A 461-nucleotide genomic window follows, 5' to 3' on the forward strand; every position below is an offset into this window, starting at 1 on the left:
ATGCTCAGGGATACGGTGCCGCCGTCTTTGTAGACGTCATCACCTTGCGGAGCCAGGGTGTGGACTTTCTCGGTCTGGCCGGCGGCGAAGACCAGGGTCGAACCGTCGCTCAGCTTGACGGTAACCGGATGATCTTGAGCCTTGTCGAGCTTGATGGTGAACGCTGCGCCCTGGTTTTCCAGGACTGGGCCGTTACCAGTGATGGTGATGCCGACCGCGTCGCCTTGGTTGTCGGTTGGCGTACCCGAACCTGGCTCATCAGTGACCTTGGTTTCCACGGCATTCTGACCCAAGGTCAGTTTTTCGTAGGTGCCGGCACCTTCGACCGTTTCCAGCTTGTTGACGATGGTCGGCTGACCACCAATCGCGATGTCATCGGCAGCGGTGATGGTCGCCTGGCCGGTGACGCTGTTAGCCGGGACTTTGATCAACGTACCGTCGGTGAGCTTGAAAGTCAGCTC

Annotated in this window: 1 protein-coding gene; it reads right to left on the reverse strand. The window is 59.2% G+C overall.

What is annotated here, in order from left to right; all coding sequences use genetic code 11:
• Positions 1-461: immunoglobulin-like domain-containing protein (locus ORL50_RS28760; RefSeq protein WP_266020091.1), on the reverse strand; the 461-nt coding region annotated here is incomplete at both ends.

The organism is Pseudomonas sp. RIT-562 (assembly GCF_026241895.1).
GTDB classification, from domain to species: domain Bacteria; phylum Pseudomonadota; class Gammaproteobacteria; order Pseudomonadales; family Pseudomonadaceae; genus Aquipseudomonas; species Aquipseudomonas mandelii_F.